The sequence below is a fragment of the Dysgonomonas sp. HGC4 genome, from assembly GCF_001261715.1.
Classification (GTDB): Bacteria; Bacteroidota; Bacteroidia; order Bacteroidales; family Dysgonomonadaceae; genus Dysgonomonas_A.
On sequence record NZ_CVRU01000140.1, the window covers coordinates 1 to 7,187 of the forward strand.

Below are 7,187 nucleotides of genomic sequence, written 5' to 3' on the forward strand. Positions count from 1 at the left end.
CAAATTATATTTTGATAATGAGTTGTTTCTTCTTAGATGGGATGAAGAAATGAAAAAAGAGTTTCAAGATAAGGCTAATCAATTATGGAATATTACTAAAACTTTTTGGCTTACAATTAATGATCAAAACATACTCTCTTATATTGAAAGTGTTGGATTCTGTTATCAAAAAGCATTTTGGGAATTAACCGAAAATTTGGACACTTACAAGAAGATTTGCAAAAACACATTTGTTTCAATTTTAGATAAGAACAATAATCACATAATTCGTATATTATTATTCGAAAAAATAGTTCGTTATTTTAGTACAGAAATAAGGCTTTTTCTTCTAACCTATAAACAAACAGCAGAATTATTATTATCTCAAATTGAGGACAAACGAAATTTTAGAACCCCACCTTATCACTTCCCTAAATGTCTAAGCCCAGAAGATAAAGAGAAAATCGTATTAGAATATATTGATAGTGAACATGCTAATTTGAATTATATCAGATTGATAGAGACCTCTAAAGACCTAAGACTATCTTCAAAAACTAAACTAAAAGCACAAAAAAAATCTTCAGAATTAAATACAATATTATTAAAAAAGAATAGTGGTGTACCTATAAGAGTGGAAATTGCTATAGCAAATGAGCAAGACGAACCTTTAATAGACAATAGTGAAGGGATGTCTTTCTCTATTTCTTATGGTAAGCTTTATTTAGATAAAATGTCTAATGATATGGAGTTATTTGATGTTTTTGCCTCTCTTTTTGAATTTGTTAATAATCAGGGAATCATTGATTTAGTTAGTAGAAATGATGAATTAATTATTTTTGAAAAAATAGGTCTTACTTCCAAATATGCTTATCAAGCAGGAGTTGTTTTTAGTCAAAAGCACATGATATCATATTCTCAAACGATAATGTTTGACATATACCTTAATGAAAGAAACAACTCTATCGAAAACTTACTGAAATCTTTTGTCTTAGGAATGAATTTCTCACTGAAAGAAAACTTTCGATTAAATCTTGCATCAACATCATCAACTTATCTGGAGAAGATACGCATTATAGCTCCTGAATTGGAATACCTTCTCAAACAATATAATTGTTATGTGAAAGAAAAGAACATAGATTTTGAATTATTAGAATTTGATTCTATACCTGTCAGATTCGGGGAAATCTTAAGTTTAGTTGATAAAAAATATATATATCCAAAAGGAGAGATTATTCAAGGATTGAAGTATTGTTTTTTTTCAGACCAATCTATGTTGTACTACATTGAACCATATGAAAATAAGTATAAAAACTTATACTCACTCTTAAGAAATGAGAACGTTAAACTTGACAATTTTAGAGAATATCAATTAGGAACAATTAATAAATTAATACAAGAAGGGTATTTGTATGTTGATGATGATTCATTTTTAAGAATTCAAAATAATACCATGCTATCATTAATTGGAATACTATATAATGATGAAGTTTTAAGCTATTGGCATTATGAGAAAAACATTCGATTAGTTATAGATAAAATGATTGATGATGGATTAGTATATTCTGAAAATACACTTCTTACACAACAAGAAACCGATTATTTTAATTTCTATTTAAACAAAAAAGAGTTTACCAATGGAGCTGATCTTAGGAACAAATATTTGCATGGCACAAATTCTGCATCAGAAGAACAACATAAACAAGATTATTATATACTGTTGAGAAAGATGATCTTAGTGTTACTCAAAATACGAGATGATATCTTAATACAGATAACAAGCAAAATGGATATATCATGCTTTGAAAATAACCCGATAGATTAATGATTTATTGTAAATTAAAATCCCATAAATAAGACCAAGCATTAACATTTTTCATACTTTAGGGGTTTATTGTTAAATTAATAAATCCCTAATCTATGGAGAATAATAAGGATCATAATGTCTTAGACTCAGAAATAATACATTCACCAATAGAATATAAAACATTAGACATATCTGATTTTGAAGATGCTTTAGAAGTGAAAAAAGATATACTTGAAGTGCCAGATGGCAAGTATTTAACAAGTCCAACAGTCAATGCTACTAAAAAAATAGAACCTTGGGTAAATAATACGGTTGTCTTTAATGCATCTGTTGGTCAAGGAAAAAGTCAACTTGCTATTCAAATTGCAAGGAGATACTATAGGTTTGGACATACTGTTATCTTTGCAGTTCCTCATAAATCTCTTATATCTGAATATATACATAATCTAGGCAAAGAGATAAGATGGAAATTAGGGTTAAACCCATCCATCCCTGACTATAATGCTTTTGAATATGTGGATGAAGATGAGCCTACTCTAAAAAATGTAAAAGTATCTGGAAAATTACGCCTTCATGTAATTACCATTAATTGTTTGTTAGGGAATTCTGGAGACTTTACAGAACAAGCAACACTAAAGAGAATTTATATTAATAATATTATTCAATCAACTAAAGCCAGAAAAAAGAAAGTTATATTATTATTTGATGAAATACATGATGGAGTACACAATTTCAGACCTGATTTGATTTTTAATCTGTGGAAATTCAGAATAAATGACGTTTTACTTAAAACATTTATATTCAGTGCTACATTTAATGAGGCTTCCAAAGTTGTGATAAAATATATAGCAGAAATAACAGATAAAAAACTTCATATCATTGAGTCTACAAGAAATCAGTATATAGGAAAATTAAGTAATCTGCATTTACATATCACTAGTAGAATGAATTATGACCTCAATGATAATGAGATAAAAGAGCTATTTGACAAAATAATAGAGACTCATAACAATCTTGATATCCTAACATATTCAAAAAAGCAAGCAATAGATATAACTAATAATACCAGAGGGGGTAGTATAAAGCAGAAGTTAATAGATAAATATGAAACAGTAAACCTTTGTATTGCAAAGGAAAACTTAGAAAGATTAAATAGTCAAAAAAGTGATTTTGAAAATGTAACATTTTCTGAGAAATATATTCATGGAGTGTGTAATATTGGAACTATGTTTAAAACAGGAATTAGTATTACAAAAGAGGACAGTGCTTTGATTATTTTCCTTCCTAATAAATATGCCATGCAAAAATCCAATAAAGAATATGGTATATTTTATGATGGAATTATATCTCTAACCCAAGCATTAGCAAGAGTAAGAAAGAAGTCTGACATATATGTAATCATGCCCACCCCATATTACTTAATTGATGGTGAATATTGGCAAAATCTCCCACCATTGGAATTATTTAATAATTTAGCCAATAAAACGAAATCTCTGTTTAATTCTAGTGAAAATGAAGATAAGAAAAAAATTGATACTTATTCTAGTGCCAAACAGAGTGAACAAAATAATTATATTTTTGAAAAGTATACTCAATTAGAAAGTAGAATTAGTGAAGAGATTCTTTTTGTTAAAACATTAGAAGAAGAAAATCAAAGAAATTACTTACCGCCCTTAGTATACCCATCACTTGATTTATTCAAGTTGAATGAAGGGGAAAAGTTTTTATCTTCTTACTATGCAATCTTCGGGGTAGATTTACCTGCCTATATGTTATGGGGTGGATATAATAATCAGTTTGTAAACTGTAAATTGAAAAGTATATCTATTGATGGATCAAGAGATATAAAAATCGAAGAAGGAAGAATACAAGAGACTTTGCTTGAGTTGTTTTTCGAATATTGTAATGAAAGTTTTGAAGGAGCTGATTTGTGTGATTATGACTTGTATAATGCTTTTTGCAACAAAATATTTTTCAACAGAATAGCATATACTGGAAAAAAAATCATGAGGTCAGATGAAAAATTTCAAGGAGAAGTAATGTCTTTTATACAAAGAGTTATAAAAGGAAATAGTTGGCTAAATAAGAAATATTTTAAAGAATGCACTGCTCTTATAGATAAACCATTTGAGGCTGAAGATTACTTATTATGTTGTATTTCTAATGCTATGCAATTTGATGAGAATAATGATTCTCCTATAGAGAATACTCTTGAAAATAACCTAATCACAACATATAAGAAATTGCATCAAATTAGACAATTATTTATAGATAAATTAATCCTTCCTCATGCAGATAGCATAGGCTATATTCACCCAACGCTAAAAAGTTACACTGATAATATATTTATTGATGATGAAATGGAGTTGATAGTAGATACTTTTTCAAATATAAATAAAGATATTTACTTCAAATATTTAAAGAAAAATGGTGTTAACTTAGATGAAGGGAAGGCTTTAAATTCAATATATAATTTACTTAAAGGTGCTTTTTTTGAAACATATGAGTTTAGAGAACCTAATGGAACTAGAGAAAGAAAGTTAATTATTAAAAAGATTATACCATTGCCAGAACAAAGAACAGGAATCAATTTACTTTATAAATATAAATATATGAAAAACGAGAATTACGAAAAGGAAATTTTAGAAGAAATAGCAATTAATGAATACAATATGCCAGACTGGGGTGATGAAGAGAATTGTCCAACAACACTCATTAAAGATGAAAATGGAAATTTACTTATTTTAGAAGAGCAAGAAGAAACAGATAAGAAATCCTAATCTGTCCATTTCTCAGGAAACTACTTATATATAGATTTCCTAAATTGTGGACGAAGCAATATATCTTAATCCATGTTAGAGTAAAATCTCTATCATGGATTTTTTGTTGTTCCATCAAAAACAATAACTAATAAAACACCCAATTATGAATTTCCAACTAAAACCCACCCAAAGAAAAGCATCAAAAATCAAGATGGCACTACAAGGTTGTTCCTCATCAGGAAAGTCCATGAGTGCCTTACTAATAGCCAAAGGGCTATGTAATGGTAATTTGTCTAATGTTGCAGTCATAGATTCTGAGAACAGTATTGAACTCTATTCCCACATTGGAGATTTCAAGGTTTTAAACCTCTCTCAGCCATTTTCACCAGAAAGATATATTGCAGCCATAGAACTATGTGAAAAGTCCAATATAGAAGTTATAATCATTGACTCCATTAGTCACTGTTGGCATTACCTCCTACAACTCCATAGTTCCCTTTCTGGTAATAGTTTTACCAATTGGAACAAGGTAACACCTTTATACAATATGTTTGTTCAAAAGCTTTTACAATCCCCCTGTCATATAATATGCACCATCAGAACAAAACAGGATTACATCATTAAAACAGTAGATAATAAAACCACAGTAGAAAAGATTGGTCTTAAAGCAATTCAGAGAAATGAGATAGAATATGAATTCACAACAGTATTGGATATTGATATTCACCACCAAGCTAAAGCTAGTAAAGACAGAACAGGTCTCTTTATGGATAAGCCTAGTTTTGTTGTAGATGAATCAACAGGAACTAAAATATTGGATTGGTGTAATTCTGGTCTTAAGGTAGATGATGTAAAGAGGCAGATCAAAGAAACAACCTCATTAGAGGAGCTTACAACAATCTACAATCAATATCCTGAATGGTATAAACTTCTGGCTACTGAGTTTGCCCAACAGAAAACACTACTTCAATCTAGGCAAACTAAATCAACAAATAATATTAACAATCAAAACATAAAACATCATGGAACAACTCTTACAACTAAGGCAGGGTAATTTACCCTTGTCATTCAGACCTCAAAACAGAATTATAGAAGATGCTGTAATTATTGAGGAATCTAATACAATTCAAAATACTACACAAGTTAGAGCATCAGACAAAAGAACTCCCTTTATAGAAGCTAATACCAAAGAAGTCACATTCCAACATTTAAAACAAGATTGTGTTATTCCTGTTTTTAGCAAAGACAATGAGGTAACTATCAGTCACACCAATTTTATTGAAACAGTCTATGAGGCAGCAACAAAAGTATTTCCCAATGAGAGGATAGATGCACCAGAAATTAGAGTCTCTCATCTAATCAAAGGCAGAACCCCAGATGCTATTCATAAATCAGTAAATGAACTTTTGGATGAGGATAAGACCCTGTACTATGAAAGGGCAGCCTTTGTGATGGAGATACCCACCATACATGAAGATATTGAAGGCAACCTCTTAAATTTGTCTATTGGTGGTGTGAGAGCTTACAACCATGAAAACCTGTATAGTAAGAAAAGTGTAGAAAAGTTCAAAGTCTTTATAGGATTTAAGAATATGGTCTGCTGCAACCTCTGTGTTTCAACAGATGGCTTTAGAGAAGAACTCAAAGTATTAAATTGTAATGAGCTACTCAATAAGGTAATTAGGATGTTCCAACATTATGATGTCTCCAAGCATCTGCAATTAATGAATACCTTTAAGAATTATAGCCTCACAGAGCATCAATTTGCACAATTGGCAGGTAAATCAAGGTTGTATCAGTGTTTGCCATCAAAAGAACAAAAACAATTACCTAACCTAGAATTCAATGATGGGCACCTGAATATCATTGCTAGGAACTATTATAAGGATGATGCTTTTTGTAGGAACAGTGACAATTCTATTAATCTATGGAATGTGTATAACCTCTTTACTGGAGCAAATAAGAACAGTTACATTGATTCATTCTTAAACAGGGCTACTAATGGTACTGAGTTTATAAATGGTGTGGCATCTGCTTTAAAAGGGAATAGTGAGTACAGGTGGTTTATTGAATAGCAAATCTACTCTTTTGGCAAGTTGAGAGTAGCAGATAGGACTTCATTTCTTTATTTAGAATTTGCAAGTCCTATCTTTAGTTTTTTTAATTAAAAATAGTTTCTTAATATATTATTTATTATTTTAGAGACCTATATTTTTAAATTTAACACTAATGAAGACACAATTAAAACTACTTGCTGTAAGACCCTTGAAAGGTTGTTTACCACATATTCGTAAAGTTCTAGATGAAGAGAGAACTTACTTTCTATATAATAACTATGAAGAAGATGATAAAGATATGAATCTTATCAGAAAGAAATACAATAGTAGTATTCCCGATGATTTTTTTTGTATTTATAAAGATTCTCCTTTGATAAGTATATCTGCTATTGTTGGAAAAAATGGTGATGGAAAAAGTTCAATCATCGAACTAATTATGAGAATATTAAACAATTTTTCATTTGTTGCTGGATTTAGTGAGAATCAAGGGGATCTTAAGCCTGTAAAGGGGATATATGCTATTTTATTTTATTCTATTGGTGAAGACATTCATTTTATAAAATCAGAAGGTGAAATAATTACAAG

The 7,187-nt window shown here is 29.6% G+C and carries 4 protein-coding genes and 1 pseudogene; all 5 read left to right on the forward strand.

Annotated elements, in window-relative coordinates; genetic code table 11:
• A partial coding sequence (locus HGC4_RS13455; RefSeq protein WP_050710659.1) for a hypothetical protein occupies window positions 1–1,801 on the forward strand: 1,801 nt, incomplete at its 5' end.
• Window positions 1,802–1,896: 95 nt separating this feature from the next.
• Window positions 1,897–4,563, forward strand: coding sequence for a DEAD/DEAH box helicase family protein (locus HGC4_RS13460; RefSeq protein WP_050710660.1), 2,667 nt, complete (start codon window positions 1,897–1,899; stop codon window positions 4,561–4,563).
• A 145-nt stretch (window positions 4,564–4,708) separates the two neighbouring features.
• Window positions 4,709–5,599: an AAA family ATPase gene (locus HGC4_RS13465; RefSeq protein WP_050710661.1), complete on the forward strand. Its 891-nt coding sequence runs from the start codon at window positions 4,709–4,711 to the stop codon at window positions 5,597–5,599.
• Window positions 5,568–6,620, forward strand: coding sequence for a DUF3871 family protein (locus HGC4_RS13470; RefSeq protein ID WP_050710662.1), 1,053 nt, complete (start codon window positions 5,568–5,570; stop codon window positions 6,618–6,620). Before HGC4_RS13465 ends, HGC4_RS13470 begins: the two co-directional genes overlap by 32 nt.
• 154 nt (window positions 6,621–6,774) lie before the next feature.
• Window positions 6,775–7,187, forward strand: a pseudogene (locus tag HGC4_RS13475) (hypothetical protein); the annotation flags it as partial.

Excerpts from the sequence above, each read along its gene's own strand:
- HGC4_RS13465 (WP_050710661.1), top strand. The coding sequence starts at position 4,709 with ATGAATTTCCAACTAAAACCCACCCAAAGAAAAGCATCAAAAATCAAG.
- HGC4_RS13470 (WP_050710662.1), top strand. The coding sequence starts at position 5,568 with ATGGAACAACTCTTACAACTAAGGCAGGGTAATTTACCCTTGTCATTC.
- HGC4_RS13460 (WP_050710660.1), top strand. The coding sequence starts at position 1,897 with ATGGAGAATAATAAGGATCATAATGTCTTAGACTCAGAAATAATACAT.